Genomic DNA, 21107 nt, shown 5'->3' with positions numbered 1-21107 from the left:
CAGCGTTTTTTTATTCTGTCCCGGTTAATACCAGTGTTATTTCAGTTATACGAACGCACACGAACAGTTGCGCAACCCCCGGCCTGGAGGCTGCGTAACGATCGGTGCATCCGTTTATTGTTTACAGATGCGATTGAAAGGAATGGAATTATTTGTTATTCGGTTATTCGACAGTCTTCACATAGACCTGCTTGCCGTCGAAGGTGATCGCCATTTTAAGTATCTCGCCGACACCGGCCTGGCGGAGCGTAGCGGCGTATTGTTTGTCTTCGATCTGCCGGAGGGCGGAGTCGAGGATGGCTTCGACGGACTCGTCGTACAACGGGTCGTAGAGCTTGAGTTCGATAATGATACCCCGTTTACTCAGGTCGCGTGGCCGTAGCAGGATGTCGTAACGTCCGAGGCCCGATTCGCGGTTGCTGCTCACTTCGTAGGCGCTGTTGCTGACGAGCAACCCCAGCAGGAAGGCCTGGTAGACTTTCTCCGGATCGCGTCCGGAAGTGTCGTAATACGAAAGCGAATTGACGACGAAGTCGTTGAGCAGGCGGCGGAAGATCGGCATATTGTTTTCGTCCAATGCGCGGAGCATGAGTTCGAGTCGTTCGTTCTTTACGGGGCTGTTGTTGATCCAGCTGCGGATGATGGTAAAGAATACCGTCCTTACTTCCCTGTTGGGTACCTGCAGGGTGTATTCGGTCAGGTCGTCGCCGGTTTTTACCGGGTCGTATGCTTTGAGATATCCGCTGAAGAGCATGAACGACCAGATGTTGAATGTTTCGGCCAGCAGATCGGGAAAGGCGAGCTTGTCGTTGATCACGCTACGCAGCGGATCGCCCTGTATCAAAGCTTCGATACCTTCGCGTATCTGCGAAGGTCCGTCGGCGAGCAGGTGACGCAACAGAACATCGGAACCGGTGTTTACCCAGTAAGGAGCGAGTACGCCGTTATACATTATAAAGTTGAGCACTGACCAAGGGTTGTAGACGGTCTTTCCTCCGAAAAGGTATCCGTCGTACCATTGCTTCACCTCTTCTTTATAAGTACCGAATGAGTAATCGTCGAGCATCCTGTCTGTCTCTTCCTGTGTGAACCCGAAAGAGGTGCACATCGGTCGATCCAGTAAGGAGAAAACGGCAATGTTATTCAACCCGCTGAAAATCGACTCTTTGCTGACCCTGAGTATGCCTGTAATGACTCCGCGGAAGATATCCGTATTGTCTTTGAATACCGTACTCATCAGGTTTCGCATGAATCCGATCATCTTGTCGTAATAGCCTTTGTCGAAGGCTACGTGGATAGGGGTATCGTATTCGTCGAGCAGGACGAGAGGGGGTATTCCCCAGTGGGCAGTGAGCAAATCAGATAATAAACGCAAGGAATTTTGCAGGATAATGCTGTCAGCCTGCAAGCGGTATATTTTATCAAACCATTCCCGATTGATCTCTGAAAGCTGGTCATCCGACAAATACCGGTGGCGTTCGAACTCTTGTTGCAATTGTATGCCGATTTGCATCAGGGTCTCTTCGAACGTATCGCCTTTGCAATCCTTGAGTGTGATCATGATCACGGGATATTTCCCCTGATACTTATCGAAGTCTTTCCACTCTTCGATCTTTTTCTCCTTGAAAAGCGGGCGGAATTTGTTTCCTTCCGTTTTCTCGAAGAAATAGCGCAGGGTGGAGAGGTTGAGCGTCTTGCCGAAGCGTCGTGGACGGGGGAGGAGTGTGATCAGACTTCCCTCTTCTACTATCTGTCGGATAAAATCTGTCTTATCCACATAATAATAGTCTTCGCTGATCATCAGCTTGTAGTCGCTGATGCCTATCGGTAGCTTTTTTCTGTCCATAAGCTTAATTGTTTTCGTATTTGCAAATATAGGAATATATTTCCATTCCTTTCAATCCCATCATGTCAAAGATCGTTTCAGGCCGGAGCCTGCCAATTGGCCGCCCGCTGGCGGCTGTTTACACAAACGCACACGAAAAGCTGCGCAATCCCTTGCTGGGGGCTGCGTAACGATCGGTGCATCTGTTATAGGTTACAGATGTGATTGACGGGAAAAAGACTAAAGATTCTTGCTTTCGAAATACTCTTTCATTAAAGACAATGCTTTTTGTATTTCACGAGCCGGAGTTTTCCGGCTCTTTTTCTGAAAGCCGTTGAATAAGACAATGAGTTGTCCTTCATCGAAACAACAAAAGATACGGATAATATTACTTTCAGCCTCTATACGTATTTCGTAGAGGCCTTTTGTTCCTTCAATGTGTTTGATAAATTGTTTGGGGACAACTTGTTCGTAGCGGAGTACATCAAATACAAACTTGATTTTCTTTTGCATCGGTGTATTTTGCTGCTTAATGAAGTCAAAGGCATAATTGCCGTAGAAGAAAAAATTGCGTATAGTTTTCATAAGTTAGGTTGGTTTTAAGAGAAGTACTTTTACGTTACATAATGGTAAAACTGATTTGTTTGCCTACCGCCCTGAAAAGGTCGAATAAGGTATCGATACTAATATTCATTTTTCCATTTTCTATAAGTGACAAGTCGCTTCTTTTTAAACCGACCTTTTCTGCTAATTCCTGCTGAGTTAATCCGGCATCTTTCCGGGCTAATTTCAGTCGTTCACTGATACGAAACATTTCGCTTTCTTTTTCCAGTTGGTCTCGTTGTGGGGTTCCTTTTGGTCCGAAGAGTTCATCTTGAACATCATCCCAACTGCGACAGTTCTTTGGAGGTAAATTTGTAGTCATAATTAATTTGTTTTAATAGTTCCGACAAATTTATTGATAATTTGTTAGATCGTCAATAGAATTTACCTTATTAACTGTTCGTTTTCACTTATTGTCAGAATTGAACTATTTTATAGTGTCTGTTTATGGCGACTGATGGTAACTCTTTCCCCTCTTGAGAGGGGATAAGGGGTGTGTTAAAGCCAGTTATATGCCGAAACTATAACACACCCCCTGCCCCCTCTCAAGAGGGGAAAAGTTACTCCCGTCACTGTAAATGGATAGCTCACTTCTTTCTATATCCGATCGCGAAGCCTAACTGTCAACTGTCACTTGTCAACTGTCAACTGAAAAAGGTAGAACCTTTTTCCTTTCAATCCCATCATGTCAAAGATCGTTTCAGGCCGGAGCCTGCCAATTGGCCGCCCGCTGGCGGCTGTTTACACAAACGCACACGAAAAGCTGCGCAACCCCTTGCCTGGGGCTGCGTAACGATCGGTGCATCTGTACCCTATAACAGATGCGATTGGATTTTAACAGACTATTAAAGTAGGAGACACAGATCGTAATACATCAGTCTTGTATGATCGTTAACGTCTTTTTGTGTCAGATATTCAAAACCGTTTTTCTCGTAAAAAGCAAATGCAGTTCGGTAAGCATCTACTGTGATAAAACGGCATCCGGGTCATCATCACCACAATCGAATGACTGTAAATCAGTCTTATCGGAAAGAATTTGTAAGTTAAGATGTTTTGGTTGCATAGCGGTAATTTATTTGGTTGTTATTGAAATCATATATTCATACGCTTTACGGATACGTTGTTTCTCTTTTTCCGTAGCTTTATGCGTTTCATTATACTTCATTCGTTCATCAAAACGCTTTGCGTCATCACCGTATAAAACGGGAGTTTCTTTAATAGGTCGTGCCATAGCTTTACATGTTTTGTTTAACAGAGGCAAAGATAAACAATACTAATAAGATAAACATCATGTATTTACAAAATCTATCCTTTCACCAACGATTTTTCAGATCGCTGTAAAATACCAATCCCATCATGTCAAAGATCGTTTCAGGCCGTGGCCTGGTTTTCGTTAGCCACCCGCTGGCGGCTGTTCTTGTTTACGGTGTACGGTTATTCGAGGAAGCCGGAGGCTTCGAGGATGCGGTGTTTATTGGGGCGGGCAGGGGACATCGGCGTGGTGATGAGACTGCTGCTGGGTAAAAGGGTTGACATGTTATTTGTTTTTGATGCAACGGACGTTGAGAGTACTATTTAAAGTAGCTCCTATTCTTGTGGTTCCGTTTGATTCATACCAATACCACAGACTTGAACTTACGGTCATTGCAGCACCAGTGCCGCTATCTTGATAACTCCCCCAATAAGCGACTAACCCCTTTGCGTCACTACCCAATCCAATACCTGCCGGATCTGCTCCCGGAAGATATATATCAATCATCTTTTGTCGATCGTTTTTTATAAATACTCTATAATCATTTAGGTCGGGCAGTTTCCATCCATCCGGACATTTCGTTTGTGCATCATTCCAGTTAGCCAACCCTTCCGTTATCGGTGCCACCCAGTAACTAGTCATTTCCAAAGCCGGTGCTGTTTGTCCCGTACTCTTTGACGTATAGGTAACCGTTTGGTCCTTTACTGTTATGTTGTAAACCTGTTTGCTTGAGGCATTTAGATAATTGGTAATCGTCAATGTCCCGCTTGCCGCTGCGTTATAAGCCGCATCCAGTGTATAGCTGGCTGTGTAAGCTGTGTTGGAAGCTGCTCCGGTTAATTTTAGTCCGGCTCCGGATACAGTGACTTTACTGCCGCCCAAAGAGAGGACTTTCAATGTTATTTGGGCATGGTAGCCGGTGTTGCTTGACATCTTAACCATATTGATTGCCGTACCGATCAGATTATTACCGGTAGATGAAGTCTGTTCAGCACTGATAAATTGATAAACCGGTGTTACAGTAAAGGTTTTTGCAACTCCTCCTGTAATTTTGTTTGTCAGCGTAACGGTCGCTTTCTGTATGTTCGTCAGCGTCGTGATATTACTTTTGGTCGTCATTTTGAGAGCCTGGTTATTTGCATTGAAGTTTGTGGCACTCAGATCGAACCAGGCTTGTCCGCCGGTGCCCCAGCTCACGGTAGCCGTACATCCTTCGGGCGAGTTGATCGTATTGGTCACGTTCTGTTTGGTTAATGTATTCATATTCAGATTGTCGGTAGCCGTAATCGTCGTAGGCAGTGCACTGACCGTGTAAGTGGCGGTCTCCTTTGTTTCATCCGATTTGTTGGCAATAATGAAAGAAGCCGATTCCCCGCTTTTCCAAGTGACCACATATGTTTTTTCTGTATTGTAATTATCATCGGCAGTCACGGTGATATCGCCCGTCAGTTTTTTGACATAGGTACCGCCTAAAGCATTCGCTTTGAAGCTGACTTTTGAATCTTTTACCTGATACAGTTTGATGGTCGTGCCCGACATCGTGTTTTGCGTGGGGGAGTTGCTTCCGCTGACAAAAGCGACGGTGGGGACAAGGAATACGGGCGAGACGGTGAAGACCGTGTTTTTGCCGCCTACCTTGTTTTTGAGTGTGACGGTTGCTTTTTTTGCACCTCCCAGCTTGTCGTTGTTGAGTGAAAAGGTGAGTTCTGCATTCTCATTGTAAGCCTTGGTTACGTTCGCGCCTGCGGCTTTTAGCCATTCGGGCCCTCCGTCGAAGTCCATGCCGATCTCGATGCCCTGCATGGATTTGCAATTGACGGCGAAGCTGTTTGCGTCCGAAATTTGCATATTGATGTTTGCCGGGGTGTCACCGACAGGTGCTTCATAGCTGTTCTTTGAGCCGTCGATCGTAGAATTGGTGAAATCCGGTTTCAGGGTGGCATCCAGCAGTTGCACGGTGATATCCGTTTTGAGCTCTTTCGCTTTGCTGTTGCGGAAAATGACGGTGCCCTTATCGTCGGGGACGCCTGTGATGTCGCGGTCGTTGAGCGTGAGCAGATAGATTGTTTCCGCACCGTTCTGTTTGTCGATGGTCACGTCGATCCAGTCGGGTTTGCTTTCCACCTCTGTCCCGTCGGGGCAGGTGATACGTACATGCGCCTTACTGTCGGTCGTGCGATAGAGGTTTACCTGCAGGTTTTCAGCATCGAAGCTGTTAGGGTTGTTTTCTCCCGGCTGTGTCGTGTTGTCTGCCTGCGGAGCGGCTACCGCCTCGATGAAGAAGGTCGTCTCGTCTCCGTTCATGGTATTGGTGAAGCGCAGTACGGCACGCGGATAACGTCCCAGTGTATATCCGTCTTTGAGCGAGAATGTATATGCGAAGTTTAACGCCGTTTTTGTGGAGACGGCCGGTTCTGAGACTTCGAGCCAGTCGTACTGCTGTGCCGTCAGTCCTCCCACGTATTTTTTCTCCACCATCAGGTTGGATGAAGCGGTGGTTTCGAGTTCGAATTTGCTGTCGGGTTTTAACGACATGCTGACGGAGCGTGTGTCCGGATCGTATTTGGTATCGTCCTTGAATGCGTCGGGAATGGTAACGAGTAGCTCATTGTCGTCTTCGTCGGGGTTGTATTCGATGCTCCCGTCGTCGGCCCAGTCGGCCACCGTCAGGGTAAAGTCGAGATGGTAGTCGTCGGCCTTCGTGATGGCGATGGTGTATCGGTGGTTGTTGTTGATCTCCAACGAGGTTTCGTTGCCATTGCCGTCGGTTTGGGTGAATGGTATCTGGTAGGAAACGTCTTTGCTCTCGGTCTTGTTGACCTGGTATTTCCCTTTAAGTATCATATAGCCTTTATCGTTAAGCGGTGAAGGATAGGAGTAGAAGGCTCCTGTCTGGGTTCCGGTGTTGGCGTTGTCGCCATAGAAAGCCCTGAAAGGATAGGTGATAAGCTCTTCGGGTTGTGCGTCGGGCGTTTTTCCGTAGATGCGTATAGGGAAGAGGGTCGCGCCTCTTCTACCGTTGCCCATCGAGACAGTCTCGATGGAAAAGCGGGACTCTTCCGCTTTATTGATGATATCGAAACGTGCGGCGAGACGTGTGAGCTTGAAGCCTGCCTGTACGCGTGCCGAGCTATTGAAGTCGGTCAGGTCGATGGGTGTGGTGTAGGCCCCCGACATGGCGAGCGGTGTACGGAGGGTGTCGCCCTTCGCTGCGGTATTCAACAGGGGGGTATGGAAGGTGAGGAAGGTTGTTTCTGTGGGCTGCCCCAATGTAGCGACCTGCGTGCCCTGTTCACCGGGTTTGGTGAAGGTCAGGGGTACGAAGGCGGCATCGGTAAGGGTTTCGTCTTCGTGTGCCGGGTCGACCAATGCCGTTTGGTTGGCGATGCAGTAGAGTTTGGCGAACAGGCCTTTCTTAAGGTTGAGCAAGCCTGTCGTTTGTGTATCATCCTTACCCGGAGTGAGTTCGAGCTCGGAGGCGCCTTCGGGCAGTTCGCTGCCGTCGGCGCGGTAGGCGAAGCGTTCCTGGAAGGTGTATTCGCCGTTTTCATCGGCTGCGGCGAAGACGTAGAGGTCGAGGGTGGAGATGGTATTCTCCTCCGCCGTGGCGATCGGGTCGCCCGCCTTAGTGGAAACTTCTTTCAGTGCCAGTTTGTTTTTGAGCGTTAGCAATACTTCGCGGCGCTGGCCGCTGTCTGTTTCACCTGGGTCGGGCTTGTTGTCGCCGCCTCCGTTTTGTGTTTCTTCCGTACATCCGGCCAGTAAGGCTGCCAGCAGGATGGCTGTACATTTTAATACCTGTTTCATTTCTCTCTAATTTAAATATTACTATTCATATTTTATCCTATCGTGCCACCTTCATCCCAGTCGGCTCCGGCTGCCTGGGTGACAACGATCTTATCTTCGTATACCGTGATGAGCAGATCGAATTCCTGCTCCATGTTCGTATCCATATCCATCGGCAACTTCTTGAAGAAGGTGCTCAGGTCCAGGTCGCGTATGATCTGTTCGTTATCCCGCCAGAGGCTCCACATCTGGTGTGTGGCGGAGGTGTAACGGAAGGTGACGAACTCGCCCGTCACTTCCCCGTCGAAGTTCATCGCCGCCCGTGTATCGTGGTAGGTGATCACGCCTCCGATACGCGGGATGGTATAAACCCCGTCGCCGCCGGGGGTGATATGCTCCGATTGCCCGGTGAAGTTGTACACAGCCGGGATACCTTTCAGGTGCATCCGGTAAGTACCGCCTTCGGGCGGAGCGTCTGCCATCCACTGTACCGTGATCGAGAGCACGGCGTGTGCGTGGGAGAGGTAAACCCGTTGCCGCTGGGTGACTCCGTTCTCTACTTCGAAGTTGGCCGTTCCGTAATATAATCGTCCGGTATTTCCCCTGAACCCGGGCGGAACGCCTTCCGTCACGGCGCTGAGCGTCATTTCACCCAGCAGGGAGTTGTTACCGTTTTCAACATCCGTTTGCATATCGTTACCTTCTCCCACGTTTCCCCACAGGACGGCGGTGTATCGTCCGTCGGGCAGTTCCCCTTCCCAGCCGCTTATGCTGTCGCCGCGCAGGGTCTCGGTCGAGATCAGTTTTCCGTTGCTGTCGAAGAAGAACTGGCGCAGGTTGTCTACATAGACCGGCAGCGTGTTTTCTACATTGCTGCCTGCATACCAGTACTCCATCCTGATATTATAGGGACATACGGAGGGCTCGTCGCCAAACGTGCATCCTGCCAGTATCACTGCCAGTATAATGCTCATCACTCCGAGCCTTCCTTTCTGTCTCCTTTCCACTACTTTGTATCCCTATTATTAATATGAACTCTTACTTATCATTCCTTCCGCTATCTGCAAATTCTTTCTCGCCTTACGGGGGTCGATGCCTACCGCCTTACGAAACCAGACGGCAGCCCCTTCGGGATTGCCTTCCATCAGGGTGAGCACTCCTATATTATTCCAGGCACGCGGATCGGCTTCCACCTTGCTCAGGTAGTTCCACGCCGATTTCAAATCGCCGGTCAGCATGACGGCCGATGCGGCATTGACATTGGCGGTCACTTCGTCCGGGAAATGGAAGGCGGCTACTTCGTACACTTCGCGGTACTGATCCGTGCCCGGACGGTAATAGCGTGCCACATCATACATTTCTTCCAGGCTGAGCAGGTCGGGATGCGTATAGATCATTTCGGAAGCTTCACCGGCATCGAGCGGACGGATGCGGTATTCTACCGTGAACTCGATACGGCGAAGCTTTGGGAACAACCTTTTCAGCATATCTTTATAAGGGGCACCCCCCTGAAGGTCCATCAGGTGCTTTTCGCGCCCGCTGAAAATGCCGTACCGGTGAATGATATCGATTGCCTGTCTGTAATAAGACGGCTTTGTCTGTCTGAGTATTTCTTCCAGTCCGTCCCAGTCTTCGGCTACCGATGAGACGTCGAACAGATGGGCGGGTAAGTCGTAGGCCCGCTGTACATACCAGGCAAACAGGCGGGAACGGTTTTCTGCCAGCCGTTCATTGTCGCCGTAGTTGCCGTCGGGCGAGGCGCATCCCTTTATCCGGATACATTCCAGTTGGGTAAAACCTTCCGATAAGACCGGCAGCAGGCTTGCGTCTATTTTGTCGATCTCTTCCCGGTTATTTCTGTATTCCGGATATACTTCGTCTTTGCCTAAGGGATAATCTATATATAAGGTAGCACTTTTAGAGCGTCTCTTGTTTTGCCGTCCGGAGGCAGGAGTGAGGAACGACACCATCGATGCGTAGGTATCGAGAGCCGTAGAAGAAAGGACGATATTCGTAATAGCCGGAACCGGTCTTTGAACAGGAACGGTTGCCGGAACTGTCACCTCCCGGAGGTCGGCAGGAGCGGTTACCGCAGCGATGTTCCCGGCAACCGATGTCTTTGCCCGGGCGATAACCGGTTGAGGCATTTCTTCGGCGTATACAGGTGTTGTTGCCGGTTTATTTTTAAGTCTGATTTGCCGTGTAAGCGTATCGACACCCAACAATTGCAGGTCGCAGCAGTCTTTCAGTTCCTGGCGAAGCAGCAGGGAGGCTTGCTGCATCCATGAAGTGTAAGGTATGGTCACCTTATAGCTGACGGTCTTCGATCCTGTCCGGCTGTTTTCGAGCAGTACCAGGAATGGGCTTGCCGGTGTTTCTTTTCCTATGGCTAAAGCCCGTTCGCGGCGTTCATAGCGGTAACGTTTGCTTCCGGTTATGATGACGGGGGGCAGTGGCACGAGATGGGTATTTCCTTTTTTCCCTTTTAGTTCGGGGGTAAAGATGACGGCTGTCTGTGAGTTGACGTGTACGCTGTTCAAATCCATGTCCAACCAGATGTGCAGGCTGTCGTTCTTTATCGCGAAAGATTTGGGGACAATCCGTACGCCTTCGGCTACTGCCGTCCCGGCGAACAGGAACGTACAGGATGCGACGAAAGCATACATTATAATATGTAACAGATAGATTCTCATACCGTCGTTTTTTATCGTAAGAAATAAATGATAGAGAAACCGATACGTGTAGGTCCGAAATAACTCCGGGTGAAAGAACCGACCCTCTCCCCGCAATCGGCACAGCGGTATTTGTCGTATTTCATATAGGCATAGCCTCCGCCTATCATGGCTTCCAGTCCCCACCGTTCGCCTAACGCCCAATGGTAACCGTAGGTGAGGCCGCCGCCATAGAGGTCGCCACGCAATACATACTCTTTCAGGCCGGAGAAGAACGGTATCTGTCCGATATTGAAATGGCCGTAATGCCCGTGAACACCGACAAAGTGCCCTTCAAACTTGCGGCAGAACCAGTAACGGACTTCCGGTTGTAGGAGGTAAAGGTTCAATTTCATATCGTTTTTGAATTTCCAGGCGTTGTATGCGCCCCAGATATCGAGGGTGAGCTGACGGGTGATACCCACTTCCACACCTGCATTCGGAGTTGTAGTTCCCCAAAAAAGGATATTTGTCTTCAACGCTGTTTGCTGGCTATGCAGGCAAGGTGACAGGCAAAATAAAAGTACAATTAGTAAGTGGTATTCCCTATACATAATATTAATACTGTTGAGTGTTTCCGCTTGTTCTGTCTCTTACCAAGAGACGGAAGGAGGAAAGGTGCATTTCTGAAGACGATTGAAATTTATGCCAAACCGGATGGAATGTGAGAACACCTGAAACAGAACGTCAAACAAATTGTAAAACAAACATATCCCCGAATCAGGGCTGTTTTATGCTACAATTCCATTTTACAGGCTTTCAGAGCTTAAATAAAAAGGCTGAGACAAGTAAAGGGTGGAAGACAATATCGGATGAATTTCAAACTAAATCGCAAAACAACCGTAAAACAATTGTTAAACGACTGATAATTAAATAGTAACATGTAATTAAAGCAGGCATTTAGAGTGACATAGTTATCTTGGAAAGAGCTTTGACTTAAGTCGTTCTTTCCTTAAAAGATGTTTTTATATTCAAGATAAGCTTGAATATTAAGTACTTTTGCTTAAAATAAATGGAAAAGCATTTGTTTTTTCACAAAACGTCATTACCTTTACGGCGTTTTAACAATTAACAAAGCTATGACTTCCGTCTCTTGGTAAGAGACGGATTTTTTATTTACAGCATTTGCTTTCTCCCCCTATATTCATAGGGCGAACCCGGTGGTTGTTTTTTACCTGTAATCACATATTCATTCATATTGTCCAGTCTCGTATTGTTAAACTTTCGAATATATATCCACGTTGTCTTTACCGAGGTATGCCCCATTCCTTCCGATATCAATTCATCGGGAACGCCTTTGCTTTTTGCTGCGCTGGCCCATGAGTGGCGGGGGACGTGAGCCGACAATTTTACACCGATCTTTTTCCCAATCTTTTGCAGGTGCAGGTTCTGCAGGCGCAGGGCGCTTTGATACTTTTTATCGCTGTCAGCCCCGGTATTCAATATGGGAAAGAGGTAAGGACTCTTTTTGTCGCGGTACCGGTCGAGCAGCTTTTTCATGACGGGAAGGATTTTTACCTGAAGTTCCTGTCCGGTTTTCCTGCGTTTGTAGACAATCATATCGCCATGCATATTCTTTTTGGTAAGATAGGCAAGGTCGATAAAGGCCATGCCCCTAGCATAGTAACAGAACAGGAAGAAATCGAGCGACATGGCCAGGTTGCCGGGGAGGGTGTCCCTGAGATACTCCAGTTTCCCGATAACATCGGTATCGACAGCCCGTTTCTCTGTTTTCTCGATTCGGGTATTGACCTCCCGGAAAGGAGAGGGGCGCTGTTCGATCAGTCCGGCCCGTACCGCCTTGTTCCATACTGCGCGGAATGTCCGGAGATAGAATGAGACGGTATTGGGCATGAGTCCTTTCCCTACCAGAAACCCTTCGTATTCCTTTATCAGCCTGTCGCTGATATCCCTCAGCATGATTACCCGGTGTTCGAGGAAGGTGTTGAAGCTTCTCTCAAGGCTGCGGTAATGCCGGGCGGTCGAGTCGCATCCTTTCTCCCGCAAGCCTTCTATCAACTTGTCGAGGTAGGCAGTCCAGGCAATCGAGCCATTCCGCTCCTGATGGGCAGCAACTATTTCTTCAACGGTAACGTCCGTTGAATTTGCGAGCTTGCTTATTACCGTCCGAATAGCGGAAAGTTCCTTTTCCAACCGGTCTGTAGCCCGTAGCAGATACTCCGTCCTCTCACGGGATGTCCCTGGCGGGATGCATACATTTTCGAAGAGCGGGTCCCATTCTTCTTCGTAAAGCCGCAAATCATCGAGCGGGATGCGTCGCATCTTCCGTTTGCCGATAAGCTGTACGAAAAGAGGCACCGCCTTTCGCTGTACCATGCTCTTACGTCGTTTTACTTTTACAGATACATTTATCATAAGTATTCTTATTATAGTGAGTTTATATAACAAATGTCCACCAAATATTTATTAAGCCGAAAAGAATTAGTTCCGTTTTGTATAAGTTAAAGGGCCGAATGATACCATTTCGGCCCTTCTTTTTTTTCGGAAGTGTAAAATCCGGTACTGCCTTTTCTCTATCTTTGCTTCTGAATAAGGGAAAGGAAATACCATGGATAACAAGACAACAGAACAGTCTCTCTGGGGACTTTTGGAAGGGATAACGGATAATCTGAAGTACAAACGACTGGCGGATGTCTTCCGCTTTGTCTCTTTCCAGCCATTTGAAACATTCGGACCACACCAGCATCTGCGTATCGAGATCAACTATGTAAAGAAAGGAAATTGCATTCTGCACCTGGAGAACGAAAGTATCAGCTTTAATGAGAACGAGATGATGATCATCTGCTCGAATGTGGAACACACCTTCGAGGCCGGTTCGGAAGGGACGACGCTGATGCAGCTGGAATTTCTGCCGGAGATCTTCTCCCGCTTCAATCCGCATGCCCAGGATGAGACAGGCGAATTGACGCCCGTCACTATCTTCTCGGAAGAGAACCGGCTGATCAAGATCGTGAATAATGTCCGGATCATGCGGGCCGTTCAGCGTATCGTGAACGAGATGAACCTGAAAAACAAATACTATCAATACCTGGTCGTGATGTACTATGCGGAACTGCTGATTCTGATCTACCGCTATATGGACGAATCCTACCTGCCGATTTGTACAAATGAATCGCTGAAAAAGGCAATTTCTTATATCCGCATGAACTATCAGACAGATATCTCCATCACCGACGTGGCCGGGCAGACCGGAATAGGGGAACGTTACCTGCGCAAACTCTTCGCCCAGCATCTCAATCTCTCTCCACTGGATTATTTGAATCAGATACGGATCAATAAGGCGATCGAACTGTTGAGGAATACGGAAATGTCTATAAAAGAGATCTGTTTCATCTGCGGGTTCAAGTCGCCGCAATACTTTTCTAGGGTATTCAAACAGCAGATGGGGATCACTCCGAGGGAGGTTACCAAATAGTTTTCCGTTTTGTACACATTTTCCTCTTAAAAGGTCCTACCTGCATACGTTGCAGCTTTGTTTTAAGCCTTACTTTTTGTACACTCCGGCTAACTTTGTGATCAGTAACAGGAGTAATAAATACTGATAAACTATAAGTAAAATGAAAGAATGGAATGATGATAAAGCGTTGTTCTCTTTGATAAAGGAGGAGCTTTATACCGCAGTGATCGGTGACATTATGGATAAGATGGGATATACCCGTCAGTTTCTTCCCCCACAGATACGTCCGCTTCGTGACGATATGCTGGTTGTCGGACGGGCAATGACGGTGCTGGAAGCAGATGTGTTGGAGCATGGAAAGGAATGCGGGGAGAATCCGTTGTTGAAACGTTCTTTCGGATTGATGCTCGAAGCGCTGGACGATCTGAAAGAAGATGAAGTCTATGTCTGTTCCGGTTCGTCTCCCTGTTATGCCTTATGGGGTGAATTGATGAGTGCCCGTGCTATGCAGTGCAAGGCAGCCGGTGCTGTGGTGAATGGTTATTCACGCGATACGAAAGGGATTCTGGCACTCGACTTCCCTTGTTTCTCTTACGGCCCTTATGCGCAGGACCAGGCTCCGAGAGGAAAGGTGATCGACTATCGCGTTCCGATTGAAATGGATGGGGTGCGTATCGACGACGGGGATATCCTGATAGGAGATATCGACGGTGTATGCGTCGTACCGCGCAGCATCGAAGAGGAAGTGTTTACCCGCGCACTGGAAAAGGCTCGTGGCGAACGTATGGTATTGAAGAAGATTCAGGAAGGAATGAAAGCCCGTGACGCTTTCGATCAATTCGGTATAATGTAATAAACAAAGACAGACATGAAGATCACAGATGTTAAAGTATGGTTGGTACAAGGTATCAAATACAACTGGACGCTACTTAAAATATATACGGACGAAGGATATACCGGTGTGGGCGAAGCGACCAACTGGCCGGGAAGCCCGATCGTCTTTGAAGCTGCCAAGCATGTAGGGCAGCGTATCATCGGTCTCGATCCGATGAAGACGGATTTTATCTGGACAAAGCTCTATCGCGATCTGAACTGGATCGGCCCGTACGGTGCCAGCCTTTGCGCCATCAGCGGTATCGATATGGCTTTGCTGGACCTGAAGGCAAAAGTGCTGGGCGTTCCCTGCTACGAGTTGCTGGGCGGCGCTTATCGCAAAAACGTCTTATTATATGCCAACTACTGGTTTACCGGTGGCGGACATAATGCCAAAGACTATACGGAACAGGCGTTGAAAGTAAAGGAGGCCGGTTTCACTGGACTGAAGTTCGACCCGTTCGCACATACGAACTATTTCTATGGGGAAGACCTGGCTTCCAATCTGACCCTGACGGCAGAACAACAAGACCTGGCTTTCGACGTATCGAAGGCGGTACGTGATGCGGTAGGACCGGAGTTCGATATTATGATCGAGACACATGCCATGCTGAATTACCGGGTGGCGGTGAAGATGGCCGAACGTCTGGCAAAGCTGGATATTACCTGGTATGAGGAACCAGCCGGACCGGAAAGTTCGCAGACCTTGCGTGCCATGCGTGAACGTATCCCTTCCGATGTCGCTATCTGCGTAGGCGAACGCCATTATACCCGCTTCGGTATCCGTTCTTTGTTGGAGAAACATGTATGTGATGTCATCATGCCGGATATCACCCGTTGCGGCGGACCGTCTGAAATGAAACGTATGGCGACGATGGCGGAAGCCTACAACGTCCTGATCGCTCCCCATAACCCGAACGGGCCTTTATCGACGCTTGCTTCTTCGCATGTGTGTGCTGCGATCCCGAATTTCTTCCGTCAGGAATTTATGTTCAATGATGTTCCCTGGAGGGATACGGTGATCGACCATCCGATAGCGGAAATGGTGTACGACGGCCATCTGCACCTGTCCGACCGTCCGGGACTGGGCGTAGACCTGGTGGAGGAAGAGATGGAAAAGCATCCGGGTATTACGACGAACGCGCCCGCTAACTTCTATATATAATAACGTATGAGCTTTACGATAGATTATAAAGATAAAGTAGTACTTGTTACCGGTGTATCTTCCGGTATCGGTCTGGGTACTGCCCGGGAGTTTGCCCGGGCGGGTGCTCATGTCGCCGGATGTGCACGAAAAGCGGCGGATGATCCGTCGGCAGCCGCTTTCCGGGAGGCTGTCGAGTCGCAGGGAGTCCGGTCGTTGTATGTGCAGACCGACGTCACTTGTCCCGAACAACTGGAGCAGCTGGTGGAGGAAACGATCCGTACTTTCGGGCGGTTGGATATTTTGGTCTCCAGTGCGGGAATGAATGTATTCGAGGGTGCAGCCGGGTGTACGGAAGAACGCTGGCTGTATAACCTGGATCTGAACCTGGCATCCCACTGGCGGTTGTCGAAGCTATGCAAACCCTATTTGGAACAGAGTGGGGAAGGCGTTATCCTGTTGATGACTTCCAACCATGCGTTCGGAACGATTCCCGGATGCTTTCCGTATAGCGTGACGAAAACGGCGATCACCGGCCTGGTCCGTAACTTGGCAATCGAGTGGGGGCCTGCTATCCGTACGGTCGGTGTCGCTCCGGGCTTCATCGATACGGCGGGCAACGATACCTGGTTCGATTCTTTTCCGGATGCCCGGGAAGAGCGTTTACGTACGATCAACCTGCATCCGGTCAAACGGATCGGGACGGTAGAGGAGGTGGGTGACCTCTGTGTCTATCTTGCTTCGCCTATGGCGCGTTTCATTAGCGGGACAACGATCCTGATGGACGGTGGCCGGTCGGCTCTTATGCAAGATGAATAACGAATATGAATACCATGAACACAATAGATCTGATTGTTTTTATTGCTTACTGTGCCCTGATCCTCTTCGTAGGATTGTTTGTCTCACGAAAGAAGAAAGGCGAAGAACGGGATGCCGGCGATTATTTCCTTGCCGGACGCGGACTTGCCTGGTGGGCGATCGGTGCTTCGATCATTGCATCGAACATCTCTGCCGAACAGTTTGTCGGTATGTCCGGCTCCGGGTATGCGATCGGGCTGGCAATGGCTACTTATGAATGGATCGCCGCACTGGGATTGATTATCGTAGCCAAATACTTTATTCCGATATTTCTGGAAAAGAAGATATTCACGATGCCGCAGTTCCTGGAAGAGCGGTTCGATAAGCGGGTGAAGACGGTCATGGCTGTCTTCTGGCTGGCGGTTTTTATCTTTATCAACCTGACTTCCATACTGTATCTCGGAGCACTGACGATCGAGAAGGTCATGGGTATTCCTCTGTTTTGGGGAGTAGTCGGATTGGCTGCCTTTGCCGGTATCTACTCTATCTACGGAGGATTGAAAGCGGTTGCTTTGACTGATGTCATTCAGGTGATCTTCCTTATTGGAGGCGGACTGATAACGACTTATATTGCTTTGGACCTGCTGGGAGCCGGTGAAGGAGTATGGCAGGGTATCACGAACCTGTATGCACAGGCGGAAGATAAGTTTCATCTGATCCTCGATAAATCGCATCCGAGCTACAAAGACTTGCCCGGTATCTCTGTTATTCTCGGTGGACTGTGGGTGGCAAACCTGTATTACTGGGGATGCAACCAATATATTATTCAACGGGCTTTGGCTGCCAAGTCGGTGGGAGAGGCGCAGAACGGTATGTTGTTTGCCGGGTTTATCAAACTGTTGGTTCCGTTGCTGGTTGTGATACCGGGGATTGCTGCGTTTGCTTTGAATGCTCCGCTGGAAAAGTCGGACGAGGCTTATCCCTGGCTACTCAGCAACCTGCTTCCGGTAGGAGTGAAAGGGATTGCTTTTGCGGCGTTGACGGCGGCGATTGTCAGTTCGCTGGCTTCGATGATGAATAGTATATCCACTATCTTTACAATGGATATTTATAAGTCCTTTTTCAGGAAGGAAGCCGGTCAGCATGAATTGGTAAAGACTGGAAGATGGGCGAGTTTTGGGTCGTTGCTGGTTGCCGTATTGATCGCACCGATGTTGTCGGGACTGGATCAGGCGTTCCAGTATATTCAGGAGTTCACCGGATTTATCAGTCCGGGTGCTTTGTCGATCTTCCTGGCTGGGTTCTTCTATAAACGGGCGACGGCAAACGGAGCATTAGCGGCTGCTTTCGGATCGTTTGTATTCTCTACGTTGATGAAGTTCCTCTGTCCCGGTTTACCGTGGATGGATCGTATGATGATCGTTTTCTTCCTCTGTTGCGGATTGATCATCCTACTGGGTAGCCGTAAGCCGATGGAAAATGCCTATACGACGCATCGGCCCGGATTATTCCATACGAGCCGCCTGTTCAATATCCTGTCGTTGGTCGTGATAGCTATATTGGTCGCATTCTATTGGTTCTGGTGGTGACATTAGAAATAACAACTATAAAACATGAAACATATATGAAAAAAACATTATTACTCTTGAGTAGTTGTTTCCTGCTCAGTCAGGGAATAGGTGCGGCAGATTCATCGGAGACACTCTCTCCGGAGTCTTCTTTCCTGATCCCTTGTAAAATAGCGGGGGTAGATTCACCCTCTTTGCTATTGAATGGCGATTGGCAATTCCGTTTTTCTCCGAAAGGAAAATGGAATACCGTCCAGGTTCCCGGCGAATTGGCTATGCAAGGTTATGCCATCCAACACGATACTCCATACCTTTATCGTAAATCATTCACTCTTCCTGCGGATTATAAAGGCAAACGTACGATACTACGTTTCGATGGTGTATATAGCCATGCAGTTCTTTCAATAAACGGAAAACAGGTCCGTGAGCATCATGGCGGCTTTACCCGTTGGGAAACGGACGTGACGGATTATGTTCGTCCGGGTGCGAAAAATGAGATACAACTGGATGTAACTGACCGTATAGACGATATCTCTTATGCTTCCGGATACGCCCATCATCCGATAGGCGGTATCCTGCGTGATGTGACTGTTTTTGCTTTGCCGGAAACCTGTTTCTTTAATTTTGCAGCGGAGACACACCTCGATACGCTTTACCGCGATGCCGTGCTGAAAGTATCCTATACCGGTAGGACCACGGGAAATACAGAGGTTACCTATGCCTTGACCGATCCTTCCGGAAAGAATGTTCCGTTGTCTCAATCTGTTTTTGCACTGAAAGAGAATGATAATATCCATGAACTTCCGGTGTCTGCCCCTTTGAAATGGGATGCCGAGCATCCGAACCTTTATACCCTTACCGTAGCCCTTCGTGAAGGAGGAAAGGAGATTGGCCGTTTCACTAAGAAAATAGGTTTCCGGGATGTAAAGATCGTAAAAGACCGTATGCTGGTTAACGGAAAGCCGGTCAAGTTACGCGGTGCTTGCCGTCATGATATCCATCCGACATTGGGACGTACTACGACGGTTGAACTCGATAGCCTGGATGCGATCCGTTTCAAACAGTCGAATATGAATTTTGTGCGTACCTCGCATTATCCGCCTTCGGAACATTTCCTTAATTTCTGCGACCGCTTCGGTATCTATGTAGAGAGTGAGACGGCTGTTTGTTTTGTCGATACCTATCGTCAGAAGAATTATGCGCCGGGAAAGACACAGGATAGTGCCGAGTTTACACCTCGTTATTTGTCGCAATGCCGTGAAATGGTAAAGTCGTTCCGCTCGCATCCATCGATCCTTTTCTGGTCGATCGGTAATGAGAGTGTGTACGGAAAGAATTTTCAGGCTTGTTGGGATTGGGTGAAAGCGACGGATACGACTCGCCCTGTTATCTTCAGTTATCCCGGTTCGGTAGGCGAGAAGAAGCCGATATATGATATTCTGAGCATGCATTATCAGGATGTGGATGGAAACCTGAACCAATGGGGACGCGCCACCCGTAACTTCCAAGGACATGGTATTCCGGCTCTTTTCGACGAATGGGCACATCCTGCTTGCTATACCTATAAAACATTGCAGGACGATCCGAATATCCGTGAGTTCTGGGGAATCTCCCTCGATAAGATGTGGAGCGGTTTGTTCGATGCTCCCGGCGGTTTGGGCGGTGCCATCTGGGGATATATCGACGAGACATTTATGTTACCCGAGCCTAAGATGGGTACTTCTTTCTGGAAGGAGTTTGCCCGTACTGCCAAGCCGGAAGACTTTCAGGGAAACTGCGTAGGATATGGCGAATGGGGTATTGTAGATGTTTGGCGTCGTGAGAAACCGGAGTTTTGGTCTACTAAGAAAGCCTATTCACCTGTACGCCTGTTAGCGGAGCAGGTCAGTGATTATACAACGGGTGAACGTCTGGTTCTTCCGGTATATAACCGTTTCGATCATACGAACTTGAATGAGATAAAAGTACGTTACCAATATAACGGGATGGAAAAAGATATCCGGATGGCTTCCATCGAACCGCATCAGAAAGGTGTCCTGATCCTTCCCGCTGAAGACTGGAAAGAAGGCGGCGAACTGCTTGTCAGTTTCCTTACAGCGGAGGGAGATTTGATCGATGCCTCGCTTGTCACATTAGGGCAACCTAAAATCACACTGCCGCAACCGGATCGTAAAGGTTCGCTACTGGTCGAGGAAAGTGCTGACCGTATCGTGGTAAAAGGCGATCGTTTTGAAATCCCGTTCAGTAAAGAAACCGGCCTGATCTGTCATGCAACGGCCGACGGACAGGTCTTTATAGAAAAAGGTCCTTTCCTGAATCTGGATATCAACCTGAACCATCTGACGGGAGCCGAAGTGCGTAAGAGTGCAACCAAGTTCCTTACATCGGATGCCGACTGGCAGAAGCAGAGCATCACTTATACAAAACAAGGCGATAATGTCCTGGTTATCCTGAATGGTCGTTATAATGATGTGGATACGGATATCCGTCTATTGATCTCTCCCGAAGGACGTATGGAAATCAATTACCTGACGAACGGACAACCGAATGGTTTCCTGCGTGAAACAGGTCTTTCTTTCCATCTTCCTGAAACGATGGACCGGCTGAAATGGAAACGCCGGGGACATTGGAGCTATTATCCTTCCGGTGCTTTTGCAGGCAATGAAGGAGAAACCTCTTTCTATAATCCGAACAAAGTGCCTTATGGAGCCCGTCCGGAACAACCCTGGCAGAGTGATACGCACAATTATTATTATTGGGCAGATGCCGGAGCGAATTGCGATCGCCCGCTTACTCAGATGGCAAAAGGAATGAAAGAAAATATCTATTTCTATACGTTGAATGCCGGTAATACAGGAAAAGGCTTATCGGTTCTTTCACCGGATGCCACTGTTGCCTGCCGTTCAAGTAAACGTGCGGATGGTCAGTTGATCCTGTACGTCAACAACCGTTGGGATTATCCGGAAATTGCCTGGGGAAATTATTGTAAGATATTGGAGGCTAACCCTTGCTATGGCAGGATAGAGATTGTCTTCTAAATATTACAAAAGCCTATAAATGAAGATGTGTCAAAATAGATAAACCGTCTGCGTTATCTGCGTCTGGTAAATATCAATTCTGGCACATCTT

General features: G+C 48.4%; 15 protein-coding genes and 1 pseudogene. 6 read left to right on the top strand and 10 right to left on the bottom strand.

What is annotated here, in order from left to right; genetic code table 11:
• Nucleotides 1–163: 163 nt before the first annotated feature.
• The 10 genes and pseudogenes from P3L47_RS19205 to P3L47_RS19165 all read right to left on the bottom strand — a co-directional run bounded on the left by P3L47_RS19205 (nt 164) and on the right by P3L47_RS19165 (nt 12553).
• The gene (locus P3L47_RS19205; protein WP_277781801.1) at nt 164–1846 is read right to left on the bottom strand and encodes an AAA family ATPase; all 1683 of its coding nucleotides are present in this window, start codon (nt 1844–1846) and stop codon (nt 164–166) included.
• A gap of 219 nt (nt 1847–2065) precedes the next feature.
• A complete protein-coding gene (locus P3L47_RS19200; RefSeq protein ID WP_122360291.1) occupies nt 2066–2410 on the bottom strand; it encodes a type II toxin-antitoxin system RelE/ParE family toxin in 345 nt (114 codons plus the stop codon).
• Nucleotides 2411–2444: 34 nt separating this feature from the next.
• Nucleotides 2445–2750, bottom strand: coding sequence for a helix-turn-helix transcriptional regulator (locus P3L47_RS19195; RefSeq protein ID WP_122360290.1), 306 nt, complete (start codon nt 2748–2750; stop codon nt 2445–2447).
• A 523-nt stretch (nt 2751–3273) separates the two neighbouring features.
• Nucleotides 3274–3411: pseudogene (locus tag P3L47_RS23785) on the bottom strand (GNAT family N-acetyltransferase); the annotation flags it as partial.
• 89 nt (nt 3412–3500) lie between these two features.
• Nucleotides 3501–3659 carry a hypothetical protein gene (locus P3L47_RS19190; RefSeq protein WP_199715368.1) on the bottom strand — a complete coding sequence of 53 codons (159 nt, stop codon included), beginning with the start codon at nt 3657–3659 and terminating at the stop codon, nt 3501–3503.
• A gap of 306 nt (nt 3660–3965) precedes the next feature.
• A complete protein-coding gene (locus P3L47_RS19185; protein ID WP_277781800.1) occupies nt 3966–7487 on the bottom strand; it encodes a fibrobacter succinogenes major paralogous domain-containing protein in 3522 nt (1173 codons plus the stop codon).
• 32 nt (nt 7488–7519) lie between these two features.
• Nucleotides 7520–8473 (bottom strand): FimB/Mfa2 family fimbrial subunit, encoded by a 954-nt coding sequence (locus tag P3L47_RS19180; RefSeq protein WP_277781799.1) that lies wholly within the window; start codon nt 8471–8473, stop codon nt 7520–7522.
• Nucleotides 8474–8491: 18 nt separating this feature from the next.
• Entirely contained in the window at nt 8492–10159 is a 1668-nt protein-coding gene (locus tag P3L47_RS19175; RefSeq protein ID WP_277781798.1) for a DUF3868 domain-containing protein, read from the bottom strand.
• 11 nt (nt 10160–10170) lie between these two features.
• Entirely contained in the window at nt 10171–10731 is a 561-nt protein-coding gene (locus P3L47_RS19170) for a DUF3575 domain-containing protein (RefSeq protein WP_199715366.1), read from the bottom strand.
• A 562-nt stretch (nt 10732–11293) separates the two neighbouring features.
• On the bottom strand, nt 11294–12553 hold the full coding sequence (locus P3L47_RS19165) for a tyrosine-type recombinase/integrase (RefSeq protein WP_277781797.1): 1260 nt from the start codon (nt 12551–12553) through the stop codon (nt 11294–11296).
• Nucleotides 12554–12746: 193 nt separating this feature from the next.
• On the opposite strand from P3L47_RS19165, the gene P3L47_RS19160 reads away from it, so the two are divergent.
• The 6 genes from P3L47_RS19160 (at nt 12747) to P3L47_RS19135 (ending at nt 21016) form a co-directional block, all read left to right on the top strand.
• Nucleotides 12747–13613 (top strand): AraC family transcriptional regulator, encoded by an 867-nt coding sequence (locus P3L47_RS19160; protein ID WP_075557960.1) that lies wholly within the window; start codon nt 12747–12749, stop codon nt 13611–13613.
• Between the two features lie 142 nt (nt 13614–13755).
• Complete coding sequence (locus P3L47_RS19155; protein ID WP_277781796.1) at nt 13756–14448, top strand: RraA family protein; 693 nt, start codon at nt 13756–13758, stop codon at nt 14446–14448.
• A 15-nt stretch (nt 14449–14463) separates the two neighbouring features.
• Complete coding sequence (locus P3L47_RS19150; protein ID WP_075557958.1) at nt 14464–15633, top strand: mandelate racemase/muconate lactonizing enzyme family protein; 1170 nt, start codon at nt 14464–14466, stop codon at nt 15631–15633.
• Between the two features lie 6 nt (nt 15634–15639).
• On the top strand, nt 15640–16431 hold the full coding sequence (locus P3L47_RS19145; protein WP_277781795.1) for an SDR family NAD(P)-dependent oxidoreductase: 792 nt from the start codon (nt 15640–15642) through the stop codon (nt 16429–16431).
• A 14-nt stretch (nt 16432–16445) separates the two neighbouring features.
• Nucleotides 16446–17999: a sodium/sugar symporter gene (locus tag P3L47_RS19140; protein WP_277781794.1), complete on the top strand. Its 1554-nt coding sequence runs from the start codon at nt 16446–16448 to the stop codon at nt 17997–17999.
• Nucleotides 18000–18034: 35 nt separating this feature from the next.
• Nucleotides 18035–21016, top strand: a complete 2982-nt coding sequence (locus P3L47_RS19135) for a glycoside hydrolase family 2 protein (protein WP_277781793.1) — start codon at nt 18035–18037, stop codon at nt 21014–21016.
• The last annotated feature ends 91 nt before the right edge of the window (nt 21017–21107 follow it).

Origin of the sequence: Parabacteroides chongii, assembly GCF_029581355.1 — a bacterium.
Lineage (GTDB): Bacteria > Bacteroidota > Bacteroidia > Bacteroidales > Tannerellaceae > Parabacteroides > Parabacteroides chongii.
This window is presented reverse-complemented; position numbering and strand designations above follow the sequence as displayed.

Coding starts and splice junctions, on each gene's coding strand:
- P3L47_RS19135 (WP_277781793.1), top strand. CDS start 18,035: ATGAAAAAAACATTATTACTCTTGAGTAGTTGTTTCCTGCTCAGTCAG.
- P3L47_RS19140 (WP_277781794.1), top strand. CDS start 16,446: ATGAACACAATAGATCTGATTGTTTTTATTGCTTACTGTGCCCTGATC.
- P3L47_RS19170 (WP_199715366.1), bottom strand. CDS start 10,731: ATGTATAGGGAATACCACTTACTAATTGTACTTTTATTTTGCCTGTCA.
- P3L47_RS19155 (WP_277781796.1), top strand. CDS start 13,756: ATGAAAGAATGGAATGATGATAAAGCGTTGTTCTCTTTGATAAAGGAG.
- P3L47_RS19150 (WP_075557958.1), top strand. CDS start 14,464: ATGAAGATCACAGATGTTAAAGTATGGTTGGTACAAGGTATCAAATAC.
- P3L47_RS19145 (WP_277781795.1), top strand. CDS start 15,640: ATGAGCTTTACGATAGATTATAAAGATAAAGTAGTACTTGTTACCGGT.
- P3L47_RS19195 (WP_122360290.1), bottom strand. CDS start 2,750: ATGACTACAAATTTACCTCCAAAGAACTGTCGCAGTTGGGATGATGTT.
- P3L47_RS19160 (WP_075557960.1), top strand. CDS start 12,747: ATGGATAACAAGACAACAGAACAGTCTCTCTGGGGACTTTTGGAAGGG.
- P3L47_RS19200 (WP_122360291.1), bottom strand. CDS start 2,410: ATGAAAACTATACGCAATTTTTTCTTCTACGGCAATTATGCCTTTGAC.
- P3L47_RS19175 (WP_277781798.1), bottom strand. CDS start 10,159: ATGAGAATCTATCTGTTACATATTATAATGTATGCTTTCGTCGCATCC.
- P3L47_RS19205 (WP_277781801.1), bottom strand. CDS start 1,846: ATGGACAGAAAAAAGCTACCGATAGGCATCAGCGACTACAAGCTGATG.
- P3L47_RS19185 (WP_277781800.1), bottom strand. CDS start 7,487: ATGAAACAGGTATTAAAATGTACAGCCATCCTGCTGGCAGCCTTACTG.
- P3L47_RS19190 (WP_199715368.1), bottom strand. CDS start 3,659: ATGGCACGACCTATTAAAGAAACTCCCGTTTTATACGGTGATGACGCA.
- P3L47_RS19165 (WP_277781797.1), bottom strand. CDS start 12,553: ATGATAAATGTATCTGTAAAAGTAAAACGACGTAAGAGCATGGTACAG.